Below are 19,311 nucleotides of genomic sequence, written 5' to 3' on the forward strand. Positions count from 1 at the left end.
CTCAAGACAAGGGTATGATGCCAATTGCCTTCTCCCCTAAGAACGGGCGAGTAGGCCCTCACCGGCAGCCTTATCTACAATCCCTTCATCTTGCTGGCCCCTTAGAGCAAAACGCGTTCAAGTGTGAACGCTTATTGTCTCTAACTCTTTGTTCCGACGCGTCTTTGCGATTCGAAGTGATTCCGTCAAATCGCAAAACGCTTTAGGTCAACGTCCATGGGAGTTATGCCTCCCCTTGCAGGGCAGGCCTTCGATGCCGGCAAAGCGTGCCCTGGATCCCAAGGCTTCTTCTATGCGCAGGGCCTCGTTCCATTTGGCCATGCGTTCCGAGCGGGCGAAGGATCCGACCTTCAACTGTCCGGCATGCCAGCCTATGGCGAGATGGACGATGGCGACGTCCTCGGTCTCGCCTGAGCGGGCCGACACGATGGTGCCGAAGCCGGCACGCCGTCCCGCCTCGCAGGCTGCCTTGGCCTCGCTGACCGTGCCAGCCTGGTTGACCTTCACCAGCACCGCATTGACGGTCTGGTTTCTCGCCGCCTGTTCGACCAGCCCGGCATTGGTGACCAGGAAATCATCGCCGATGACCTGAATGCGATGGCCCACGGCCGCGGTAAAGCGGGCCAGTCCTAGAGCATCGTCCTCGGCGAAGGGATCCTCGATCGAAAGGATGGGATAGCGCTCGCACCAGCCCAGGAGATAATCCGCCAAGCCATCCCGATCGAGTTCGCGCCTCTCCAGGCCGAGCCGATACCGCCCGTCGCGGCCGAATTCGGAAGCAGCTATATCGAGCGAGATCGCGACTTCGTCGCCCGGGGTGAAACCAGCGCGCTCGATGGCCAGCACCAGCGTATCGAGTGCCTCTTCATTGGAGTTGAAGGCCGGCCACCAGCCTCCTTCATCCGCGACGCCCTGCAGCAGGCCACGCTCGGCCATGATCTTTCCGGCCGCAAGGTAGACCTCGGCCGTGATCTCCAGCGCCTCGGCGAAGCTCACCGCCTTCGGCGCCATCACCATGAAATCCTGGATGTCGGTGCGGCGGCCAGCATGGGCGCCTCCGCCGAAGATCTGGATCTCCGGCAGGGGAAGGCTAACCTCCCCCTCCCCGGCCAGATATCGCCACAACGGCAGGCCTCGGCTCGCGGCGGCCGCGTGCAGCACGGCGAGCGAAACCGCGACGGTGGCATTGCCGCCGAGTCTCTGCTTGGTCGGCGTGCCGTCCAGTGCGATCAGCGCCGCATCCAGCCCCGCTTGATCGAACGGGTCGCGGCCCATCAGCAGCGGAGCGATCTCCTCGCGGATACCGGCGAGAGCTCCCTGGACGTCGAGGCCTCCCAGCTTTTCGCCGCCATCCCGCCGTTCGAGCGCCTCACGGCTGCCCCGGGAGGCGCCGGCCGGGGCGATGCCCCGCCCGATTGTGCCATCGCTGAGTTCGGCTTCGGCTTCGACCGTCGGACGACCGCGGGAATCCCAGATGCGGCGCGCAACAAGTCTACGAATGGCTATATCGGTCATTGGCGGATCCAGGCATTGGCGATGGCGATCAGATCTTGCTGCGGGTCGGCGATCAGCGGTCTGCCAAAGCGGCGCACGGCCTCGCGTTCATCCGCATGCGCCAGATATTCGACGGGCGACTTGCCATCCACCCGCGCCAGAAACAGCACCGGCAGCAGGGCAGCGGTCCTGGCCTCGAGATCGGCGCGGTCTTCCCAGTCGATCCTATCGAAATAGGCGCTGACCAGGGCTTCGAAGGCACCGCGATAGGCCGCGCGCGGCACGCCCCGCCGCGCGCCCTTCAACAGGAGATGATTGAGGCAGAAGGCGAGATCGAAGGCCGGATCGCCAAAGCAGGCACATTCAGCGTCGAGAAAAACCGGGCCTTTCTGCCCGCACAGAATGTTCTTGGGGCTGACATCGCCGTGAATCAGCGCCTTCTTGTTGGCGAGCGTGCGAGTGGCGACGGCCTCAATCTTGCCAGCCAGGTCGGGATGAGCGCGGGCCGTGGCAATGAGATAAGGCTCGATGCGGATCGGCTGGAAGGTCGCATCATTGGCAAAACGGGCTGCCAGGCCCGCTTGCCGCGCGCTGGCGGCATGAATGAGGCCTAGATCGGCGCCGACGCGGCCCGCAAAGGTAGCGTCGACTCGCTGCGCCAGCAAATCGACCTTCCAGACCGGGTTGAGGTCGGGAGGCAGAAAGGCCATTGCGAACAGGCCGAGTTGTTCGTCCTGGCCAAGCAAGGTCGGCACGCCGTCGGGCAACCACTGGCCGACCTGACGGATCCAGGCCGCCTCTGCGGCATTGCGGTTCGTCGGCGCCTCCCAGACGGCAGCCACCTTGAGGCGGGCCAAAGCCCGCTTGATGCAAAAGCGCCGGCTCGGCGTTTCGACCAGGTGGATGTCGGAGGAAACTCCCCCGGTCAACGCCGTAAAGCGCGCCTCCTCTCCCGGCCCGAGCAGTCCCATACGGCGCAACGCGGCGGAGATCGTCAGCGCGGCGTCTTCGGAGAGGTGATCGGAATGCGCCATCTGATCCTCATCCAGCCGCAGGACGCAGGCCATCGAGCACGGCGCGGATGAGCGCCCGCCATTCCTTTCCATCCGCCCCCGCCGCAATCGACAGTGCCGCCCTGTCATAGACCGCAGACAGAAGCAGTGCCGCCTCATCGACAGGCACCGGCCGCAACGCCCCGCCTGCAACCGCGGCGGCAATGCCTTCGCGCAGCGTGCGTCCGCCATGGCTGGCATCGATGGCATCCATCGTTTCCCGTCCCAGCACGGCCGGAGCCTCGATCAGCAAGAGCCGGGTACGCCCGGGCTCTGACATGGCGGCCAGAAAAGCCTCCCCGCCCGCGATCAGCGCTTCCATTGCCCCCAGTTCTGCCGGTGCCGCCCGCTCGATCTCGTCGGCCAATGCGGCATTCTCCGCCTCCACGACGGCGCGGAACAGCGCCTGCTTGTCAGCGAAATGATGATAGAGCGCACCGCGCGTCACGCCTGCCTCCGCCACCAGTTCGGGCGTCCCCGTATCAGCATAGCCCTTGACCACGAACAAGCGCCGGGCAGCCGCAATCAAGGCCGTTCGAGTTCTGAGCGTGCGATCCGGATTGGTACGTCGGCCACCTTCTTGCATACATGCAGCCTGTATGTTAATAAAAACATTCAGTCTGCATGTTTATAGGAGAGGCGCAGGAATGTCCATGAAGATCACCAGCTACTATCCCGTGATCATGACCAAACAAGTGGCCGCGACTGCGGCTTTCTATGTCGAGCACCTGGGTTTCCGGATCCTGTTCGAAGCCGACTGGTATGTGCATCTGCAATCGGAGGCCGACGAGACGGTCAATCTCGCCGTGCTCGATGGCGATCATCACACCATTCCCGAACAGACGCGCGGCGGGCAGGCCGGCGGTCTTCTGCTCAATTTCGAAGTCGACGATGTCGATACCGAATATGCAAGACTCAAGCAGGCGGGCCTGCCAATCCTGCTGGACTTGCGCGACGAGGCGTTCGGGCAGCGTCATTTCATCACGGCCGATCCCAATGGCGTGCTGATCGACGTGATCAAACCCATTCAACCCACGCAAGAATTCGCCGGCAATTATGCGTCCAATGCCGCGCCCCAGTGAGATCGGGCAAGCGGAAGGCCGACATCGAAATCGCTGCGCCTCTGCGGCAGGGAACAATCCGGCCCGACAACGGTCATATGGATTCAACAAGGTTGCTGGATAAGCAGCTTTCACGACGCCTCATGCGCGTCGTCACGGTCCATCATAGGAGCTTTGGATGTCCGATCTCATTGTCGTCGGCTTTGATTCCATCGATGAAGCAGACAAGGTCCTGCTCAAGCTGGATGCGCTGAAGAAGGAATATCTGGTCGATCTCGAAGATGCCGTGGTGGTTACCCGCAATGCCGAGGGCAAGGTTCATCTCAAGCAAAGCATCAACCTGACCAGCATCGGCGCGAGTTCCGGCCTGCTCTCCGGTGCACTGTGGGGTGGACTTGTCGGCCTGCTCTTCCTCAATCCGCTGGCCGGTTTCGCCATCGGCGGCGCCGTCGGCGCGGGCGTCGGCGCCCTCTCCGGTTCGCTGGCGGATTATGGCATCGACGACGACTTCATCAAGTCGCTCGGCCAGACCATTCCCAACAATTCCTCGGCCCTGTTCGTGCTGGTCCGCAAGGTTCAGCCAGAGAAGGTGCTGGCCGAATTCAGCGGCCTCAAGGGGCGGGTCATCAAGACCTCGCTGTCGCCGGAGCAGGAGCAGAAGCTGCAGGAAGCTTTGTCGGCAGCGCCCGCCCCAATCAGCGGCTGAGTTCGTTTTTCTCCCATGCAGCGGCCAGCCCGACAGCCGGCCGCCGACACTCTCGCCTCGTTCCGTAGCCGGCAGCGGCGTCCTCAGCGCGCCGCTGCTTCCAGCCAGGCAAAATCGCTTCGCGTCATCCGAACGGGCGGCGAAGCGGCATCGCAGGCCGCCCCGCGCGCGGCGGCGGATGATGAATCTCATCCATACGACGTCTCATCGTCCTTTGACGGGGATTTCTGCTCCCTGCGGCTACGACAATCCTTGCGAACGGAAAACTTTGCACTGGTTTGAAAGATTTTGATCGTATATGAGTGTCATTGAAATGAATGCGACTCGCCGCTGCGAGGAAGCGGCGGCATTCATCGCCAGTCCAAGGAGCCTATGCGATGGCCTACCCCCAAACCCGCCTCGACCAGAAACTGCGCAACATTCGAGCGGGCAACTACAAGCGTTCCGACTTCATCATCGCCGATGCCAAGGACGGCGACATGGGCTCCGGCCTGGCCGCGACCGGCTTTGCCCGCAGCGCCGATGGCGGCCAGGGCCGCGTGCGTACGCGCAGCGAATTTATCGACCAGATCCAGGCCATCGTCGAACAGGATATCGTCGACATCATGCTGGTGTCGGCCTCCAATCTCGAACTGCTGCATGAGCGCGGCGTCTTCCGCAATTCGGCGGTGAAGCCCGCCATTCGCGCCAATGACACCACCGATTGCTGGGGCGGCGTGCGTCACCAGGCCTATACCAAGCACCCATCCCGCCATTTCCGGACCGCCAACCTTTCGCGCGCCATGTACGGCACCAACGAGCCTGCGATCGGCGCTCCCGTGATCGGCACCGATCTCGGCCTCTATTCGGTGACATTCCTCAACGACATCGATCACGATTACGAGGCGCTCGATGCCTTCGCTGCTTTCCGCGAAGAGGCCGCCGATAACAATTTCAAGTACTTCTTCGAGGTCTTCAATCCCAATGTCGATTGCGGCCTCGATCGCGAGCAGATCGGCGAATATATCAATGACAGCATCCTGCGCTGCCTTGCCGGCGTGACCAAGGCGGACCGCCCGCAATTCCTCAAGATCGTCTATAACGGCCCCAAGGCCTTGGAGGAATTGGCGAGCTTCGATCCCAGCCTGGTGGTCGGCGTGCTCGGCGGGGGCGCCGGCACCACCCGCGATACCTTCGAATTGCTGCACCAGGCCGAAAAATATGGCGGCCGCGTCGCCTTGTTCGGCCGCAAGATCAACCTCGCCGAGGACCCGCTCGCGCTGCTGGCGCTGATGCGCCAGGTTGCCGACGGCAGCATCGCGCCGGACGAGGCCGTCAAGGCCTACCATGGCGAACTGTCCAAGAGCGGCCTCAAGCCCAAGCGCAGCCTGGAGGATGATCTGGCGATCACCGAGGACGTGCTCAAGCCGGCAGCCCTGAAGAAGGTGGCCTGACGATCTTCACCGTTCGGCCTGCCAGGCCGATTTGGCAAGGCGGATCCCGTCGATCCGCCTTTTGTCCATCTGGGAAGCAACGCGCTTCGATGGCAGAATCTGCAAGATTGTGCGTAAGTCTGGCCTGTGTGGTCCTGCGGCGCCGGGGTGGTCCATCCCCTTCGGGGCCGTATCGATGATCCACACCGCCTAGAGCAAAGTGAGATTTCTCCGAATCGCACTTTGCTCTCTTATTCCTTGTTTTGACGCGTTTTCTTAATCGAAAAGTCTGTCAACTTTTCTGGAAAACGCTCTAAAGGAGCCCGCATTATATGGAAGCCCCCACCAAACGCGTCGAGATCATCCCCGCCAAAAGGCGGGCGCTCATTCTGGAGCATCTGCGCATCAACGGGGCGGCCTCCATCCAGGAACTGGCCGACTCGATCGGCGGCTCGCAATCGACCATTCGCCGCGACCTCGAACATTTGATGGAAGGAGGCTATCTCGAGCGCACCCATGGCGGCGCCCTGCTGGTGCCGCCATTGCAGGCAACGTTCGAACGTGAATCGCAGATCAACGCCCATATGCAGCGCGCCCAGAAGATCGCCATCGGCGCCGAGGCGGCCTTGCGCATCAACAATCGCGAGAGCGTGATCTTCGAAGCCAGTTCCACCGTGATGGAAGTAGTGCGGGCGGCCGCCCTGCGCGATCTTTCCCTCACCGTCGTCACCAACAGCCTGGAGATCGCCCAGGTGAGTTCCGACGTACCGAGCTGGCGCGTGATCATGCCGGGCGGCACCATTCGGCCCGGCGGCTGGCGCTCGCTCTGGGGCGAGCCGGGCGAGAGCTTCTTCAACACCGTGCATGCCGATGTCTGTGTCACCGGCGCCTATGCCGTCAGCGGCAATGTCCTCACCGACGCCGCGCTCGAAGTCGCCTCGCTCAAGCGCAAGATGATCCAGTCTTCCCGCCGCACCATCGTAGTGGTCGACAGCTCGAAATTCTCGGCGCCTTCCTTCTCGACTTTCTGCGAGCTCTCCGCCATCGACGAATTGATCACCGATGACGGCATCAAGCCCGAATATCTGGAAGCGCTTCATAGCTACGGCACCAAGGTCACCGTCGTGCCGATGAAGGGGACGGCACCGCGATAGGCCGCTCTCATCAGCGACCTGTTGCCTTCCAAGGCGAGGCGGGCTCCTTGCTGCGCTTACGCCGCGCTACGCGCAGCGGCGAGTGCCTCGCCGGTCTCGTCCAGCGCCGCCTTCAGCTTGGCAAGCAGCCAGCTCGCAGCAGGGCCGAGAGCGGTATCCGTGCGCCGGATGCTCTGCAGAGGGTAGAGATTGCGGTCCCAGCCCGTCATGGCCAGGCGCACCAGCCGGCCGGCGGCGATGTCGTCATTCACCATGTCCTCCGGCATGCTGCCCCAGCCGATGCCCGAGCGGAGCAGCATGAACTTGGCGCCGAGATCGGCGATGCGCCAAGTCTTCGAGCTGACCACGCCGAATTCCTGTCCCTCGGTGAATTTGGAGCGATCGGTCAGGACAAGCTGCACATGCTCCTGCGCCCTGACATCGGCCTCCTCGCTGCCGAGCCCGGCCAGGGGATGCGAGGGAGAGGCCACGGGAATCAGGCGGATGGAACCGATGCCGCGCCGCTCGATGCCAATGATGTCCCGCGAGAGCGGCCCGCCGACACCGAGATCGGCAATGCCATCCAGCACATGTTGGGTGACGGCGCCGAGCGCCTCGACATGCAGGCGCAGCGACACGGTGGGAAACTCCGCCTGGAAGGCGTTGAGCACCCGCACCAGGGCGCAGGGCGGCAACATGACATCGACCGTCAGCGTGACCTCGGCCTCCAGCCCGGAGGTGAGCCCCTTGGCCTTGGCGATCAGGCTCCCGACACCGCGCGCCACGACGCGAGCCTCGGCCAGCATGGCCTTGCCCCCTTCGGTGAGCTGGGGCTTGCGGGTGGACTGGCGATCGAAGAGTTCCAGGCCGAGCTGGGCTTCCAGATTGGCAATGGTATAGCTGACCACCGAGGTAGCCCGCCCGAGCTGGCGAGCCGCGCCCGCGAAGCTGCCGGCCTCGACGATGGCCAGGAAGACCTGAAGCTGGTCGAGCGTGGGACGGGGATCTGACATATCAACTTTCTCGAACCTATTTGTCTATATTATCCATATTTTCCTGGACATCAATCTCTGAGATAACGGCGTCAAGTTCAGATGAGGTGCACGCCATGTCTATCACCAGCCTGTTGGACTGCCTGTTCGGACGCAAAGCCAGTTTCCCTGCCTCCGCCAAGGAGCAGGCTTCGCCGCTTCCGAAGATCCATATCGTGGCCCTCGCCCCCTCGGGTGCCACGGATGCATTGGCCAAGGCGCTGGAAAGTGCGCACTTCACCGAGATCAAAGGCTGAGGGGATAGTCCCGTTCACCGCCTCCCCAATCATAAAGAGAAACTGCCATGTCCTCAGACGTTCGCTACACCCCCTTGCTCGGCCGCGTACTGATTGCGGCGATCTTTCTTCTCAGTGGCTTCGGCAAGCTGACGGCGCCTGCCGCCACGGCCGGCTACATCGCAGCCGTCGGCCTGCCGCTTCCCTATCTCGGCGTCATCATCGCCATCCTGGTCGAGCTTGTCGGCGGCCTCCTGCTGATCGCCGGCTACCAGACCCGCCTCGTCGCCCTTGCCATGGCGGTGTTCTCGGTCGCCGCCGCCGCTTTCTTCCACAACAATCTGGGCGATCAGAACCAGTTCATCCACTTCTTCAAGAACATCGCCATGGCCGGCGGCCTGCTTCAGATCGTGGCCTTCGGTGCCGGCAGCCTCAGCGTCGACGCCGTGCTCAACCGGAAAGCCGTTGCGACCGCCTGAGGAGGAAGGCCGGGCGGGCCCGGCCTTGCGTCGCCAACTGCCAGACGGATCGCAGCGGTCCGTCTGGCCTTTTGGCAACGCTTTTCCATTCTCCGAGGGAAGCGCTACGACATCTCAACGTTTTCCCATCTAACCATCGAGATTGTCGCAGTAGCCATGCCGGCTCGTTTCGGGCATGGAAAGCCGCGATAGAACCTTCCGCCCATGATGGCTCCTCCCCGCCGTCAAGAAGATAGAGAAGACACCTCATGTCCAAGTCCTTCATCGACCATATCAAGACCCGCCGCACCCAATACGCCCTGGGCAAGACGCTGCCCAAGAGCGAGGAAGAGATCAGCAGATTGATCCAGGACGTGATCAAGCATGTGCCTTCCTCGTTCAATTCGCAGAGCTCGCGCGCCGTGATCCTGTTCGGCAAGCAGAGCGACAAGTTCTGGCACCTGACCAAGGAAATCCTGCGCAAGATCGTGCCGGCCGACAGCTTCGCCTCGACCGAGGCCAAGATGAATTCCTTCGCCGCCGGCGCCGGTACCGTGCTGTTTTTCGAGGACCAGGACGTGGTGAAGAGCCTGCAGGAGAAATTCCCGCTCTATGCCGACAACTTCCCGGTCTGGTCCGAGCAGTCCGGCGGCATGGCCCAGTTCGCCGTATGGACGGCGCTGGCCGAGCATGGCATCGGCGCCAGCCTGCAGCATTACGCGCCGCTGGTCGACGAGGCCGTGCAGAAGGAATGGGATGTGCCGAAATCCTGGAAGCTGCGCGCCCAGATGCCCTTCGGCTCCAACGAACAGCCCTTCCCCGAGAAGAGCTTCATGAACGACAACGACCGCTTCAAGGTCTTCAGCTGAAGACAGGAGACCTTTGCCGCCCGCACCGGTCTAACAGATGGAAAAGGCCGCTCCAGCAGCTAATACGGTTCACTTAAGCAGGAACCGCTCCGAATTGTCATAGCCGGGCTTGACCCGGCTACCCAGAAGCCGCACGGACGAACCGTCGGGGAGCTGGATTGCCGGGTCAAGCCCGGCAATGACAAAGGTCGAGCACCCCGAAACGCTTAAGTGAACTGCATTGGCTCCAGCAGCGGCCTTTTTGCTTCATGCATCGAACTTACGCATGGCCTTGAACCCGGATGAGCGCGACGTCGGTGTGCCGACCTCCTCAGCTCCATCAAGAGATGGAGGGGATCGGCATTTCCTTGTCGGCACAGGTTTCGAGAATGCCGATCTGGAGATCGGCACACCAATCCCTCTAAGTCTTCGGCAGGTCCGGGCTCGCCGTGCGTGCCACCATCGGTTCGCCATCGATCAGGATGGGCGTGCGCACGGAAGGAATGGAACCGCCCTTCACGCCTGGATGCGGCAGGTCGACGATCATGCCGCGATGGGTGGCCTGGCGATCATGCAGGGCATCGGCGACCGAATTGATCGGGCCGGCCGGCACGCCGACCTTTTCCAATGATGCCAGCAGATCCGCCTTGGTGCGTCGCCCGGTCAATCCGGCGATCAGGGCCGCCAGGGTGTCGCGGTTGCGGACCCGATCCTTGTTGGTGAGATAATCGGGGTGGGCTGCGAGATCCTGGATGTTGAGCACGCCGCAGAGCTTGACGAACTGGCTGTCATTGCCGCAGGCGATGATGATGTGGCCGTCGCTGGCCGGAAACACCTGATAGGGCACGATGTTGGGATGGGCATTGCCCATGCGCGTCGGGCTCTTGCCGGAGGCGAGATAGTTCATCGCCTGGTTGGCGAGCACGGAGAGCTGCACGTCGAACAGCGACATGTCGACATGCCCGCCCAGCCCCGTCATCTCGCGCCGCCGCAGAGCCGCCTGCACGCCGACTACCGCATAGACTCCGGTGAAGACGTCCGCGAAGGCGACGCCGATCTTCTGCGGTTCGCCTTGGGGATCGCCGGTGAGATCCATGATGCCGCCCATGCCCTGGATCATGAAGTCATAGCCTGCCCTGGAGGCATACGGACCATCCTGTCCAAATCCCGTGACTGAGCATGTCACCAGGCGCGGATTGATCGCCTTCAGGCTTTCGTGGTCGAGCCCGTATTTCTTGAGACCGCCGACCTTGAAATTCTCCAGCACGACATCGGCCTCGCGCACGAGGGCGCGGACCTGGTCGGCCCCTTCGGCCGTCTCGAAATTAAGCGCGACCGAGCGCTTTCCCCGGTTACAGGAATGGAAATAGGCCGCACCGAGATTCTCGCCGTCTTCCGTGGTGATGAAGGGCGGGCCCCAGGTGCGGGTATCGTCGCCCTGCCCCGGCCGCTCCACCTTGATGACCTCGGCGCCAAGATCGGCGAGGAGCTGCCCGGCCCAGGGTCCGGCCAGAATGCGGGCGAGTTCGAGGACGCGCACGCCATAGAGCGGCTTGGGCGGATTATGGGCGGGAAGGTCCGACAGAGGTGTCCACATGATGGCGACAGGGGCTTTCGTGTAAAAAATTAGGGGGAATGCGTCAGGCGGCGACCGGGAAGGTGGGAGGCCGTAGCCCCTCGATCCATTTGGCCAAGGCCAGCACGCCGCGGTCGTCATGGCGATGGCCGACGATCTGCACGCCGGCCGGCATGCCGCTGGCGCCGAGGCCCATCGGCACGGAAATGACCGGACATGAACTGGTCAGGTTGAAATGGCCGGTCATGTCGACCGACTTGAAACGGCCGTCGGGCAGGATCTCGTCGCGCTCGCGCCGGGCAGGATCGGCAAAGGGCGCGGTCGTGCAGGTGGTGGGGCACAAAAGGGCATCGTATCCCCTGAGCACTTCGGCAAAAGCCCGCCACAGAGCGGTGCGACGGTGCTCGATGGCTCTCAGCTTGACGGCATCGAGCTTGCGGCCGGCCTCGATCAGCGCGACCACGTTCGGATCGAGATCGCCCCGATGCCCTTCGAGGAGATGCCCGACATCGCCCGCAAAGCAATAGGCCCACAGATCCTCCCAATCGAGGACCGACTGCACGCTGAACGGGGTCTTCACCCAGGCGACCTCGGCACCGGACCGGGCGAGATCGTCGACGAGCCGGTGGAACAGGTCGGCAACCTCGTCCGAGATCGCATGGGTGTCGAGATCGAGCGAAACGGCAAGGCGCGGGCGGGCCGGCGCCGGCGCGACGGGAAATGCCGGTGGCAGGGCCGGCAGGGACAGGGCGTCCGCGTCATCCGGTCCTTCGCTGACCGCCAGGAACAGGGCGGCGTCATCGACGAAACGCGCCAGCGGCCCGAAATGGGCGAGCGTGTCATATTGCGTGCGCAGGATATCCATCGGGATACGCCCGAAGCTCGGCTTCAGCCCGACCACACCGCAGAGCGAAGCGGGAATGCGCACCGAACCGCCCATGTCGGTGCCTTCGGCCAGCATCACGCAGCCGGCGGCGACCGCTGCCCCCGAGCCACCCGAAGAGCCGCCCGCGCTGAACTCGGTATTCCAGGGATTGCGGGTGATGCCCCACAGGGGGCTCTGGGTATGGCCGGAATAGGCGAATTCCGGCGTGGTGGTGTGGCCGACAATCACGGCTCCGGCCGCCTTCAGGCGACGCACGATCACCGGATCACGCTCGGCGACGTGGTCGCGAAAGACCTTCGAGCCGAAAGTCGTCAGCTTACCGGCGATGGGGGTGAAATCCTTGATGCCGATCGGCACGCCGCACAGGGCCAGTCCCGCCCGCTCGGCAAGAGGCAGCGCGTCGACGCGGGCGGCTTGCTCGCGCGCCTCTTCGGCATAGATCTCGGTGAAGCAATTGATCCGCGGTTGCGCCAGGGTCGACCGGGCCAGGCTGGCCTCGACGGCTTCGAGCGCGGACGCCTTGCCGTTCCGGATCGCTTCGGCCAGTGCAACCGCGCTGTTCAATTCCGCCATGGCTCCCCCCTCAGACTCAACGGTCCTCAACCTAGCGGCAGAAACCTTATCGCGGTAGGGGCTGCGACGTCGCTGCTGGCCATGGTTCCGGCCTTCGCCATCGAGCCTTAGCTGCGCAGCGAACGCCATGCCCCCAGCGCCCTTTCGCGAGCGATCTTGTGATCGACGATGGGAAGGGGATAGGTCTTGCCGAGGCGGATGCCGGCCGCATCGAGCTGTGCGGACGAGGCTGTCCAGGGGCGGTGAACGAGGGGAGCGGGCAGGCGTCCGAGCTCCGGCAGCCACCTCTTCACGAAGCGCCCCTCCGGATCGAACTTCTCGCCCTGGGTCACCGGATTGAAGATGCGGAAATAGGGCGCGGCATCGGCGCCCGACCCGGCCACCCATTGCCAGCTCGCCGGATTGTTGGCCGGATCGGCATCGACCAGGGTCTCCCAGAACCAGCGCTCCCCGTCCCGCCAATCGATCAGCAGATGCTTGACCAGAAAGGAGGCCACGATCATGCGGGCGCGGTTGTGCATCCATCCGGTTGCCCACAACTGACGCATGGCGGCGTCGACGACGGGATAGCCGGTCATGCCCTGCTTCCAGGCGGCGAGATCCTGGCTGTCCCGGCGCCAGGGCATGGCGTCGAATTCCGGCTGGAGATTGCGCTCGTGCAAAGGCGAACAGTGATAGAGCAGGGAATAGGAAAATTCGCGCCAGCCGAGTTCCGATTTGAACTTCTCGATGTCGCGATCGCCGGCCGCCATGCCGCCATCCTGCCGCACCGACAGGGCATGCCAAAGTTGCCGTGCGGATACATTGCCGGCGCGCAGGTAGGGCGATAGCCGCGATGTCGTCCTGTCATCGAGACGATCGCGGTTGTCGGCATAGCCGGCCAAATCCTCGTCGAGGAAGTCCTGCAGGTAGGCAAGCCCCGCCGCCTCCCCGCGCCTCCAGTCCCCACGCATCGCCGCGGCCCAATCGGGGCGCTGCGGATCAGGCTCGAGGCCGGTTGGATAGTCAAAGCGCCGAGCGAACGCTTCCGGAAGCGGCGTAAAGGCGCACGCGGCTGGCGCCGGCAGGGGCGGATCGACGACGCCCTGCCGGTGGGCCCGCCAAAAGGCTCCGAAGACGCGATAGGGCGCGCCCGACTGGGAGGAAACCGTCCAGGGTTCCCGCAGGAGCGAGCCGTTGAAGCTATGCGTCTCGACACCGCGAGCGCGCAGGCTGGCCTTGATTCTCGTATCGAGATCTCGGCCGGCCAGATCATAGCGGCGGTTCCAGTAGACGGCGCTGGCGCCGAGATTGTCTACGGTCGTAGACAGGACTTCCTCGGCCGCGCCGGCAAAGACGTGCAGCCGCCCGCCTCTTTCACGAAGGTCCGCATCCAGCGCTGCAAGCGAGCCGTGCAGCCACCAGAGAGCTGCACCTTCCGGCCGCCGTCCTTCACCCGCCGGTTCGTGGATATAGAGGCAAAGCACGGGAACGCCGGCCTGGCAGGCGGCGTGCAAGGCAGGATTGTCGCGCAGGCGCAGATCGTCACGAAACCAGACGATCACAGGCTTGAGCGCGGGAGAAGTCGTCATCATCACACCACTGCCCCCGCCTCAGCCTGCTTTCACGCGCGGCTCTCCTCCAGTTGCACCCCGAGCGAGGCCAGCGCCTGCCAATAGCCAGGATAGGTCTTGGCGACACAGCTCGGATCCTGGATGGAGATGCCATGGATCTTCAGCCCGGCCAGCGCAAAGCTCATGGCGATGCGATGATCGGCATAGCTGTCGATCGAAGCCGGCAGCGTCTGGCCCGCCAGGCCGGGATCGGAGGCGACGATGAGATCGTCGCCCTCCTCACGGGCGAGATCGGGGCGGATGCGGGTCAGACCGTCGGCAAGCGCCGACACCCGGTCACATTCCTTGACACGCAGATTGGCGATGCCGGTGAAGCGCACGGGCGTCTGATTGAAGGCGGCCAGAACGGCCAGCGTCGGCACCGCATCCTGCATCTGGGAACCGTCGATCACCGGCGGCAGATGCGGAAAAGCCGCGATCAGGGCATGGGCCTTGGCGTCCGGCTGGGTGAAGGCTTCGGCGGGAACGCCGAGGTCGATGGCGCCCCCCGTCAGCACCTCGGCGGCCCACAGATAGGTCGCGGCAGAGGCGTCCGGCTCGATCAGATAGTCGGTGGCGCGATAGCCGGTCGGGGCCACGCGCCAGGTGCGGGCATCAGGCCGCTCGATCTCGGCCCCGAAAGCCCGCATGGTTGCGAGGGTCAGGTCGATATAGCCGCGGGCGCCGATCTCCTCGCCCTCCTTGCCCCCCGCCAGCACGATGTCCACGGGCTCCGTGCCGCAGGCGGACGCCATCAGCAGAGCGGAGACATATTGGCTCGACAGTCCCGCATCGATCTCGACGCGCCCTGCCCCGAAACTGCCCTTGCCATGCACGGTGACCGGCGGGCATCCCGTCGGCGCCTCGGCTGCGATGCCAAGCGCTCCGAGTGCCGCAACCAGCGGTGCGATCGGGCGCTTGCGCATATGGGCATCGCCATCCACCACGACGTTACCGTCGACCAGGGCCGCGGCGGCGGCCAGGAAGCGGGTGGCTGTTCCGGCATTGCCGAGGAAGAGCGGCGCCGCCGGTTTCATCAGGCGGCCGGAACTGTTGACGGTGAAGCTGGTCGCGTCGGGCTCCTCGACGGTCACGCCCATGGCCTGCAGCGCCACCGCCATATAGCGGGTGTCGTCGCTCTTCAGCGCCCCCGTGAGGCGGCTGGTACCCTTGGCCAGCGCCGCCACCAGCAGAGCCCGGTTGGTGATCGACTTGGAGCCCGGCGGCACCACGCGCCCACGCAGCGGATGATCCGGCGGGATCACCGTGGTCAGATCTCCGCTCCAATCCGTCGACATCCTCTATTCCTTCATTCCAACAGCAAGGCGCGTCCGCAACGGGCCGACAGACGCTATCGTGCCCTCTCTACGATTGTTGCGCGATTGCGCCAAGCGAGAACCAATCCCGTCTCCGCGGCTTCGCCGATTGCACGCCGCGGCTGCGGCCGGCTAGAAGGACAACCTGCGGAGGATCTGGTATTTCAGATAGGGTGGCCCATGACGGAATCGAAGACCAGCCCTCACGCCCTCACCTTCGTTCTTGTCACCGTGCTGATCGACATGATCGGCCTCGGCATCATCATTCCCGTGCTGCCGCGCCTGATCGAGGACGTCGCCCATGTCGACATCGCCCAGGCCTCGGTGATCGGCGGCTGGCTGTTCGTGGCCTATTCGGCCATGCAGTTCCTGTTCGGCCCGATCCTCGGCAACCTCTCCGATGCGCACGGGCGCAGACCGATTCTGCTGCTCTCCATCGGAGGCCTCGGCATCGACTATCTGCTGACCGCCTTCGCCCCGACCATCGCCTGGCTCTTCCTCGGACGGCTGATCGCCGGCATTTGCGGGGCCTCCTACAGCGCGGCGAATGCTTTCATTGCCGACATCACCAAGCCCGAGGAGCGCGCCAAGGCCTTCGGCATGATCGGCGCAGCCTTCGGTGTCGGCTTCGCCTTGGGGCCGGCCCTGGGAGGCCTGCTTGCCGGGCTGGGCCCGCGGGCGCCCTTCTTCGCCGCGGCGGCCCTGTCGATCGCCAATCTCGTCTATGGCTATTTCGTGCTGCCGGAGACCTTGCCGCCCGAAAAGCGCCGCCCCTTCTCGCTGTCTCGCGCCAATCCGCTCGGCACCCTGATCGCCTTTCGCCACCACCCCTTCCTGCTTGGCGCCGGGCTGGTGCTGTTCCTGCATTTCCTGGCCAACAATGTCTACCCGGCCATCTGGGCCTACTACACGATCTACCGCTATGGCTGGAGCGAGTTCGATGTCGGCCTGTCGCTGGCGGCCTTCGGTGTGATCACCGGGATCGTGCAGGGCGGCCTGGTCGGCGCCATCATCCGGCTTCTCGGCGAATGGCGGACCGCCGCCATCTGCCTGGCGCTCGAGGCGGCCGTGCTGGTCGCCTATGGCCTAGCCAACAAGGGCTGGATGATCTACGCGCTGCTTGGCTTCTCCAGCCTTGCCGGCATTGCCATGCCAGCCATCAACGCCATGATGTCGCATCAGGTCGACGACGATGCTCAGGGCGAGTTGCAGGGCGCGATCTCCGGCCTGATGGGCATTACCGCCATTCTGAGCCCGGCCATGGCGACCCAGCTTTTCGGCCTGTTCGCCGGCAAGCAAGCCGTGATCGAACTGCCCGGCGCGCCCTTCTTCGCCGCGGCGATCATCGCGGCTCTTGCCTTGTTGGCTTTCCTCGCGGTGCCGGAGAAACGGCCGGCATCCTAGCCATCCGGCCTGAGCCAGGCCCTGACGGCCCGCGCCCCCTCGGGCGCGTGCTCATAGACGACGCTGTTGTGATTGCCCGCGGTCCAGATCATCTCGACGCCATGGCGCTCGGCGAAGACCTTCATATGGCGCCCGCGGATATCGTCGCGGCCGCACCACATCAGCACCGGCGCCCGGCCCGACAGCAAGGCCTCCGCCAGGCCATCCATTTCGGCGAGCGCATCCCAGCTGGCACGAAGGCCCGGCTCGTCCTCGGGCGTCACCCAGGAGACCAGATGCGGCACGAAGGCCCGCGCCAGTTCGAGGGCCTGTTCGAAAAGCAACGGCCCCTCGAAACCCGGCGGAAAGGCCGCTGCGACGCCCTTCACCGGGTCCCAGCCACCGAGCGTCAGGGATTGGAGGCGATCGGGCCAGTGCCTCGCCATGCCGGCCGCGGTCCACGCCCCCATCGAATGCCCGATGACATCCGCCCTCTCGATGTCGAGGGCATCCATCACAGCCGCCACCTTGCCGGCCTGGTCTTTGAGGCGGTAGGCGGCAGGATCAGCCGGCTTGTCACTCTGGCCATGGCCGAGCGCATCCACCAGCACCACCATGTGATCGGCCAGAAACGCTTCGGCGAAGCCGCCGTCGAGCCAGCATCGGGAACTCAGCAAATGCCCATGCAGGAGAACGACGGGTAGACCGGCACCAAGTGTCTGATAATGCGTGCGATGACCGTTATGGGAGATGAAGGGCATGGCAGAAGTCTTTTAGCAGAGAACGGCTCGGCACTTGTCATACCCGGGCTTGTTCCGGGTATCCAGGGGCGGCCGCGCGCCGGCCTGAAGCGTTGGATTGCCGGGTCAAGCCCGGCAATAACAAGTGGCGTACAATGCGGGCCGCTTCCGAAACTACATCGTCGCGCCAACCTGCCAGGGCACGAACTCGTTGGAACCGTAGCCGAGTTCTTCCGACTTGGACTTTTCGCCCGAGGCGACGGCCAGGATCTTGTCGAAGATCTCCTTGCCCTTCTCCTCGATCGAGACGCCCTCCAGCACGTCGCCGCAATTGATGTCCATGTCGTCCTGCATGCGGCGATAGATGTCGGAATTGGTGGCGAGCTTGATCGACGGCGTCGGCTTGCAGCCATAGGCCGAGCCACGGCCGGTGGTGAAACAAAGGACATTGGCACCGCCGGCGACCTGCCCGGTGGCCGAGACGGGATCGTAGCCGGGCGTGTCCATGAAGACGAAGCCCTTCTCCTTCACGGGTTCGGCATATTCATAGACGGCGGTCAGCGTCGTCGTGCCGCCCTTGGCCGCGGCGCCGAGAGATTTCTCCAGAATGGTGGTCAGGCCACCGGCCTTGTTGCCGGGAGACGGGTTGTTGTCCATCGAGCCATTGTTCTTGGCCGTATATTCTTCCCACCACTTGATGCGCTCGACCAGCTTCTCGCCGACTTCGCGGCTGGCGGCGCGGCGGGTCAGCAGGTGCTCGGCGCCGTAGATCTCAGGCGTTTCGGAAAGAATGGCCGTGCCGCCATGATGCACCAGCAGGTCGGCGGCGGCGCCGAGAGCGGGATTGGCGGAGATGCCGGAATAGCCGTCCGAACCGCCGCATTGAAGCGCCAGGATCAGCTCGGAAGCGGGAATCGTCTCGCGCCTGGCCTGGTTTGCGAGCGGGAGCATCGCCTTGATGCGCTCCATGCCCTGCTCGATGGTCTTGCGCGTGCCGCCGGTATCCTGGATCGTCATGGTCTGGAAATGATCGCCCTCCACGATGCCGTATTCGCTCTTCATGCGGCCGATCTGGAACACCTCGCAGCCCAGGCCCACCAGCAGCACGGCGGCGATGTTGGGATTGGAGGCATAGCCCCACTGCGTGCGCTTCATGATCTCGAAGCCCTCGCCCTTGTCGGCCATGCCGCAGCCGGTGCCGTGCACGAAAGGCACCACGCCGTCGATATTGGGATAGTCGGCCAGGATGCCGGACTGGTTGAAGGCATCCGCCATGAAACGGGCCACCGAGGCCGAGCAGTTCACGCTGGTGAGGATGGCGACATAGTTGCGCGTGCCCGCCTTGCCGTTGGGGCGGCGATAGCCCTGGAAAGTCGCCTGCTGATCGAGCGGCAGAATGGCCTCCTGCCGGGCATCCTCGGCGAAAGCATAATCGCGCTCGAAGGCATGGAACTCGCAATTATGCGAATGGACGTGCGAACCCGGTACGATCGGCTGAGAAGCGAAGCCGATGATCTGGCCGAACTTGACGATCGGCTCGCCCTCGCCGATCGGCGCGACGGCGATCTTGTGCCCCTTGGGCACGCGCTGCAGCGCCGCCACACCCTCGACCTCCGCCCCGGGCTCGATCACGTCGATGGCGACGAGCACATTGTCCCTGGCATTGAGGCGCAAGGTCCGGGCGGTTTTGGGAACGATCTGCATGACGACATCCAGTTGAAAAGGAGCTGTAGCGTTTTGCGATTTGACGGAACCACCAAGAATCGCAAAGACGCGTCGAAACAAGGAGCTAGAGAAAAAGTGCGGTTCGGAGA

18 protein-coding genes are annotated in these 19,311 nt (G+C 64.0%); 8 read left to right on the plus strand and 10 right to left on the minus strand.

Translation table 11 applies throughout. The features are described from left to right. Nucleotides 1–207: 207 nt before the first annotated feature. Genes eno through J8I29_RS07245 form a run of 3 tightly spaced genes read right to left on the minus strand, consistent with a single transcriptional unit; the run spans nt 208 to nt 3,132 of the window. On the minus strand, nt 208–1,515 hold the full coding sequence (gene eno, locus J8I29_RS07235) for a phosphopyruvate hydratase (protein WP_209431123.1): 1,308 nt from the start codon (nt 1,513–1,515) through the stop codon (nt 208–210). Continuing rightward, a complete protein-coding gene (locus J8I29_RS07240; RefSeq protein WP_245196762.1) occupies nt 1,512–2,528 on the minus strand; it encodes an aminoglycoside phosphotransferase family protein in 1,017 nt (338 codons plus the stop codon). Before J8I29_RS07240 ends, eno begins: the two co-directional genes overlap by 4 nt. 7 nt (nt 2,529–2,535) lie before the next feature. Continuing rightward, complete coding sequence (locus J8I29_RS07245; RefSeq protein WP_209431124.1) at nt 2,536–3,132, minus strand: TetR/AcrR family transcriptional regulator; 597 nt, start codon at nt 3,130–3,132, stop codon at nt 2,536–2,538. A gap of 67 nt (nt 3,133–3,199) precedes the next feature. On the opposite strand from J8I29_RS07245, the gene J8I29_RS07250 reads away from it, so the two are divergent. From J8I29_RS07250 to J8I29_RS07265, 4 genes are all read left to right on the plus strand, one after another. Continuing rightward, entirely contained in the window at nt 3,200–3,628 is a 429-nt protein-coding gene (locus tag J8I29_RS07250; protein WP_209431125.1) for a VOC family protein, read from the plus strand. 157 nt (nt 3,629–3,785) lie between these two features. Next, the gene (locus tag J8I29_RS07255; protein ID WP_209431126.1) at nt 3,786–4,313 is read left to right on the plus strand and encodes a DUF1269 domain-containing protein; all 528 of its coding nucleotides are present in this window, start codon (nt 3,786–3,788) and stop codon (nt 4,311–4,313) included. Nucleotides 4,314–4,690: 377 nt separating this feature from the next. Then, a complete protein-coding gene (locus J8I29_RS07260; protein WP_209431127.1) occupies nt 4,691–5,746 on the plus strand; it encodes a hypothetical protein in 1,056 nt (351 codons plus the stop codon). Nucleotides 5,747–6,057: 311 nt separating this feature from the next. Further along, the gene (locus J8I29_RS07265; RefSeq protein WP_209431128.1) at nt 6,058–6,879 is read left to right on the plus strand and encodes a DeoR/GlpR family DNA-binding transcription regulator; all 822 of its coding nucleotides are present in this window, start codon (nt 6,058–6,060) and stop codon (nt 6,877–6,879) included. A gap of 56 nt (nt 6,880–6,935) precedes the next feature. On the opposite strand, the gene J8I29_RS07270 is transcribed toward J8I29_RS07265, so the two are convergent. Next, nucleotides 6,936–7,871 (minus strand): LysR family transcriptional regulator, encoded by a 936-nt coding sequence (locus J8I29_RS07270; protein ID WP_105865132.1) that lies wholly within the window; start codon nt 7,869–7,871, stop codon nt 6,936–6,938. Between the two features lie 95 nt (nt 7,872–7,966). On the opposite strand from J8I29_RS07270, the gene J8I29_RS07275 reads away from it, so the two are divergent. The 3 genes from J8I29_RS07275 to J8I29_RS07285 all read left to right on the plus strand — a co-directional run bounded on the left by J8I29_RS07275 (nt 7,967) and on the right by J8I29_RS07285 (nt 9,452). Further along, the gene (locus tag J8I29_RS07275; protein WP_105865133.1) at nt 7,967–8,146 is read left to right on the plus strand and encodes a hypothetical protein; all 180 of its coding nucleotides are present in this window, start codon (nt 7,967–7,969) and stop codon (nt 8,144–8,146) included. Between the two features lie 47 nt (nt 8,147–8,193). Continuing rightward, a complete protein-coding gene (locus J8I29_RS07280; RefSeq protein WP_209431129.1) occupies nt 8,194–8,604 on the plus strand; it encodes a DoxX family protein in 411 nt (136 codons plus the stop codon). A 248-nt stretch (nt 8,605–8,852) separates the two neighbouring features. Further along, complete coding sequence (locus tag J8I29_RS07285; protein WP_209431130.1) at nt 8,853–9,452, plus strand: nitroreductase family protein; 600 nt, start codon at nt 8,853–8,855, stop codon at nt 9,450–9,452. 400 nt (nt 9,453–9,852) lie between these two features. Here the strand turns inward: J8I29_RS07285 and J8I29_RS07290 are convergent, their stop codons facing one another. From J8I29_RS07290 to J8I29_RS07305, 4 genes are all read right to left on the minus strand, one after another. Beyond that, nucleotides 9,853–11,028: a CaiB/BaiF CoA-transferase family protein gene (locus tag J8I29_RS07290; RefSeq protein WP_209431131.1), complete on the minus strand. Its 1,176-nt coding sequence runs from the start codon at nt 11,026–11,028 to the stop codon at nt 9,853–9,855. 43 nt (nt 11,029–11,071) lie between these two features. Continuing rightward, a complete protein-coding gene (locus tag J8I29_RS07295; protein WP_209431132.1) occupies nt 11,072–12,466 on the minus strand; it encodes an amidase in 1,395 nt (464 codons plus the stop codon). Nucleotides 12,467–12,573: 107 nt separating this feature from the next. Next, entirely contained in the window at nt 12,574–14,040 is a 1,467-nt protein-coding gene (locus J8I29_RS07300) for a deoxyribodipyrimidine photo-lyase (RefSeq protein ID WP_348535989.1), read from the minus strand. A gap of 29 nt (nt 14,041–14,069) precedes the next feature. After that, nucleotides 14,070–15,356 carry a 3-phosphoshikimate 1-carboxyvinyltransferase gene (locus tag J8I29_RS07305; protein ID WP_209431133.1) on the minus strand — a complete coding sequence of 429 codons (1,287 nt, stop codon included), beginning with the start codon at nt 15,354–15,356 and terminating at the stop codon, nt 14,070–14,072. A gap of 198 nt (nt 15,357–15,554) precedes the next feature. On the opposite strand from J8I29_RS07305, the gene J8I29_RS07310 reads away from it, so the two are divergent. Next, on the plus strand, nt 15,555–16,778 hold the full coding sequence (locus J8I29_RS07310; protein WP_209431134.1) for a TCR/Tet family MFS transporter: 1,224 nt from the start codon (nt 15,555–15,557) through the stop codon (nt 16,776–16,778). Here the strand turns inward: J8I29_RS07310 and J8I29_RS07315 are convergent. Then, nucleotides 16,775–17,518 carry an alpha/beta fold hydrolase gene (locus J8I29_RS07315; protein WP_209431135.1) on the minus strand — a complete coding sequence of 248 codons (744 nt, stop codon included), beginning with the start codon at nt 17,516–17,518 and terminating at the stop codon, nt 16,775–16,777. The two genes, J8I29_RS07310 and J8I29_RS07315, sit on opposite strands and share 4 nt — an antisense overlap. 153 nt (nt 17,519–17,671) lie before the next feature. Then, nucleotides 17,672–19,201, minus strand: coding sequence for an altronate dehydratase family protein (locus J8I29_RS07320; protein WP_209431136.1), 1,530 nt, complete (start codon nt 19,199–19,201; stop codon nt 17,672–17,674). Between the last annotated feature and the right edge of the window lie 110 nt (nt 19,202–19,311).

The organism is Labrys sp. LIt4 (assembly GCF_017813775.1).
Taxonomy (GTDB): Bacteria; Pseudomonadota; Alphaproteobacteria; order Rhizobiales; family Labraceae; genus Labrys; species Labrys okinawensis_A.

Coding starts and splice junctions, on each gene's coding strand:
- eno (WP_209431123.1), bottom strand. CDS start 1,515: ATGACCGATATAGCCATTCGTAGACTTGTTGCGCGCCGCATCTGGGAT.
- J8I29_RS07240 (WP_245196762.1), bottom strand. CDS start 2,528: ATGGCGCATTCCGATCACCTCTCCGAAGACGCCGCGCTGACGATCTCC.
- J8I29_RS07245 (WP_209431124.1), bottom strand. CDS start 3,132: ATGCAAGAAGGTGGCCGACGTACCAATCCGGATCGCACGCTCAGAACT.
- J8I29_RS07250 (WP_209431125.1), top strand. CDS start 3,200: ATGAAGATCACCAGCTACTATCCCGTGATCATGACCAAACAAGTGGCC.
- J8I29_RS07255 (WP_209431126.1), top strand. CDS start 3,786: ATGTCCGATCTCATTGTCGTCGGCTTTGATTCCATCGATGAAGCAGAC.
- J8I29_RS07260 (WP_209431127.1), top strand. CDS start 4,691: ATGGCCTACCCCCAAACCCGCCTCGACCAGAAACTGCGCAACATTCGA.
- J8I29_RS07265 (WP_209431128.1), top strand. CDS start 6,058: ATGGAAGCCCCCACCAAACGCGTCGAGATCATCCCCGCCAAAAGGCGG.
- J8I29_RS07270 (WP_105865132.1), bottom strand. CDS start 7,871: ATGTCAGATCCCCGTCCCACGCTCGACCAGCTTCAGGTCTTCCTGGCC.
- J8I29_RS07275 (WP_105865133.1), top strand. CDS start 7,967: ATGTCTATCACCAGCCTGTTGGACTGCCTGTTCGGACGCAAAGCCAGT.
- J8I29_RS07280 (WP_209431129.1), top strand. CDS start 8,194: ATGTCCTCAGACGTTCGCTACACCCCCTTGCTCGGCCGCGTACTGATT.
- J8I29_RS07285 (WP_209431130.1), top strand. CDS start 8,853: ATGTCCAAGTCCTTCATCGACCATATCAAGACCCGCCGCACCCAATAC.
- J8I29_RS07290 (WP_209431131.1), bottom strand. CDS start 11,028: ATGTGGACACCTCTGTCGGACCTTCCCGCCCATAATCCGCCCAAGCCG.
- J8I29_RS07295 (WP_209431132.1), bottom strand. CDS start 12,466: ATGGCGGAATTGAACAGCGCGGTTGCACTGGCCGAAGCGATCCGGAAC.
- J8I29_RS07300 (WP_348535989.1), bottom strand. CDS start 14,040: ATGATGACGACTTCTCCCGCGCTCAAGCCTGTGATCGTCTGGTTTCGT.
- J8I29_RS07305 (WP_209431133.1), bottom strand. CDS start 15,356: ATGTCGACGGATTGGAGCGGAGATCTGACCACGGTGATCCCGCCGGAT.
- J8I29_RS07310 (WP_209431134.1), top strand. CDS start 15,555: ATGACGGAATCGAAGACCAGCCCTCACGCCCTCACCTTCGTTCTTGTC.
- J8I29_RS07315 (WP_209431135.1), bottom strand. CDS start 17,518: ATGCCCTTCATCTCCCATAACGGTCATCGCACGCATTATCAGACACTT.
- J8I29_RS07320 (WP_209431136.1), bottom strand. CDS start 19,201: ATGCAGATCGTTCCCAAAACCGCCCGGACCTTGCGCCTCAATGCCAGG.